1 rRNA gene is annotated in these 3,012 nt (G+C 50.7%); it reads right to left on the bottom strand.

Annotated features, from left to right (window positions below):
* Positions 1-229: 229 nt before the first annotated feature.
* Positions 230-3,012: ribosomal RNA gene (locus P375_RS05400) — 23S ribosomal RNA — on the bottom strand; the annotation flags it as partial.

Genomic DNA, 3,012 nt, shown 5'->3' with positions numbered 1-3,012 from the left:
GCTCTTGCTCTTGCTCTTGCTCTTGCTCTTGCTTTCCACAGTGTATCTGCTTATTCTCTATCTTCTCTTTCTTCTTGTTCTTTCTTTAACCTTTCCGGCTTCCTTTCAACTTAACACAAGCTGTCTACTTCCTTCTCTCTTCGCTCTCTTCCCTCGCTCCGCGCTCTTGCCTTTCCTCGCTTCCGCTTCTCCTCAGCCTCCGCTCTCCGCAAAAACCCTTCAGCGTTGTATAGTTAAGCCCCTCGGGCAATTAGTACTGGTTAGCTCAACGGCTCACACCGCTTACACACCCAGCCTATCTACGTCTTAGTCTTAAACAACCCTTACTGACTTTTGTCAGGGAGAACTCATCTCGGGGCAAGTTTCGTGCTTAGATGCTTTCAGCACTTATCTCTTCCGCATTTAGCTACCCAGCAATGCCTCTGGCGAAACAACTGGAACACCAGTGATGCGTTCACTCCGGTCCTCTCGTACTAGGAGCAACCCCCCTCAATTCTCCAACGCCCACGGCAGATAGGGACCGAACTGTCTCACGACGTTCTAAACCCAGCTCGCGTACCACTTTAAATGGCGAACAGCCATACCCTTGGGACCTACTTCAGCCCCAGGATGTGATGAGCCGACATCGAGGTGCCAAACACCGCCGTCGATATGAACTCTTGGGCGGTATCAGCCTGTTATCCCCGGAGTACCTTTTATCCGTTGAGCGATGGCCCTTCCATTCAGAACCACCGGATCACTATGACCTACTTTCGTACCTGCTCGACTTGTCCGTCTCGCAGTTAAGCTGGCTTCTACCATTGCACTAACCTGACGATGTCCGACCGTCATTAGCCAACCTTCGTGCTCCTCCGTTACGCTTTGGGAGGAGACCGCCCCAGTCAAACTACCCACCAGACACTGTCCGAACACTCGTCCCGAGCGCTTCGTTAGAACATCAAACGTTAAAGGGTGGTATTTCAACAACGACTCCACGATAACTGGCGTTACCGCTTCGCAGTCTCCCACCTATCCTACACATTAAAATTCAAGGTTCAGTGTCAAGCTATAGTAAAGGTTCACGGGGTCTTTCCGTCTAGCCGCGGGTACACCGCATCTTCACGGCGATTTCAATTTCACTGAGTCTCGGGTGGAGACAGCCTGGCCATCATTATGCCATTCGTGCAGGTCGGAACTTACCCGACAAGGAATTTCGCTACCTTAGGACCGTTATAGTTACGGCCGCCGTTTACTGGGGCTTCGATCAGGTGCTTCTCTTTCGATGACACCATCAATTAACCTTCCAGCACCGGGCAGGCATCACACCCTATACGTCCACTTTCGTGTTTGCAGAGTGCTGTGTTTTTATTAAACAGTTGCAGCCAGCTCGTCGCTTCGACTGGTTCATGCTCCATCCGCGAAGAACTTCACACTACGCCAGCGCACCTTCTCCCGAAGTTACGGTGCTATTTTGCCTAGTTCCTTCACCCGAGTTCTCTCAAGCGCCTTAGTATTCTCTACCTGACCACCTGTGTCGGTTTCCAGTACGGTTTAGATAAACCTTTCGCTTAGTGGCTTTTCCTGGAAGTTGGGTATCAGTTACTTCAGCACCTTGGTGCCTCGTCATCATCTCTCAGTGTTAATGGTGAGCCGGATTTGCCTAACTCACCCACCTACTAACTTAAACGTACTCTTCCATCCGTACGCTAACCTAACCTGCTCCGTCCCCACATCGCAGTTTATCCAAGTATGGGAATATTAACCCATTTCCCATCGACTACGCTTCTCAGCCTCGCCTTAGGGGCCGACTCACCCTGCCCCGATTAACGTTGGACAGGAAACCTTGGTCTTCCGGCGAGCGGGTCTTTCACCCGCTTTATCGTTACTTATGTCAGCATTCGCACTTGTGATACCTCCAGCAGCCCTCTCGAACCACCTTCTTCAGCTTACACAACGCTCCCCTACCCAACAAGATTTCTCTTGATGCCGCAGCTTCGGTGCTATATTTTAGCCCCGTTACATCTTCCGCGCAGACCGACTCGACTAGTGAGCTATTACGCTTTCTTTAAATGGTGGCTGCTTCTAAGCCAACATCCTAGCTGTCTAAGCCTTTCCACTTCGTTTCCCACTTAATATAGACTTTGGGACCTTAGCTGGCGGTCTGGGTTGTTTCCCTCTCCACGACGAACGTTAGCACCCGCCGTGTGTCTCCTATACATTACTCTTCGGTATTCGCAGTTTGCATCGGGTTGGTAATCCGGGATGGACCCCTAGCCGAAACAGTGCTCTACCCCCGAAGGTATTCATATAAGGCTCTACCTAAATAGATTTCGGGGAGAACCAGCTATCTCCCGGTTTGATTGGCCTTTCACCCCCAGCCACAGGTCATCCGCTACTTTTTCAACAGTAGTCGGTTCGGTCCTCCAGTTAGTGTTACCCAACCTTCTTCCTGCCCATGGCTAGATCACCGGGTTTCGGGTCTATATCTTGCAACTTAGCGCCCAGTTAAGACTCGGTTTCCCTTCGGCTCCCCTATGCGGTTAACCTCGCTACAAAATATAAGTCGCTGACCCATTATACAAAAGGTACGCAGTCACCCTTTCAGGCTCCCACTGCTTGTACGTACACGGTTTCAGGTTCTTTTTCACTCCCCTCCCGGGGTTCTTTTCGCCTTTCCCTCACGGTACTGGTTCACTATCGGTCAATCAGGAGTATTTAGCCTTGGAGGATGGTCCCCCCTTCTTCAGACAGGATTCCTCGTGTCCCGCCCTACTTCTCGTCAGCTTAGTACCACATCTCTTTTTTCGGATACGGGGCTATCACCCTCTTTTGCTTGCCTTCCCAGACAATTCTCCTAAAACAGTTGCTATCACTCACTGGCTCCTCCGCTTTCGCTCGCCGCTACTCGCAGAATCTCGGTTGATTTCTTTTCCTCGGGGTACTTAGATGTTTCAGTTCTCCCGGTTCGCTTTGCTTACCTATTTTATTCAGTAAACAATGATAGGCTCTTCACCTATCGGGTTTCCCCATTCG

The organism is Gallibacterium genomosp. 2 (genome assembly GCF_000771895.1).
Taxonomy (GTDB): Bacteria; Pseudomonadota; Gammaproteobacteria; order Enterobacterales; family Pasteurellaceae; genus Gallibacterium.
The sequence above is the reverse complement of the archived record's forward strand: the minus strand, read 5'-3'. Positions and strand labels throughout refer to the sequence as shown.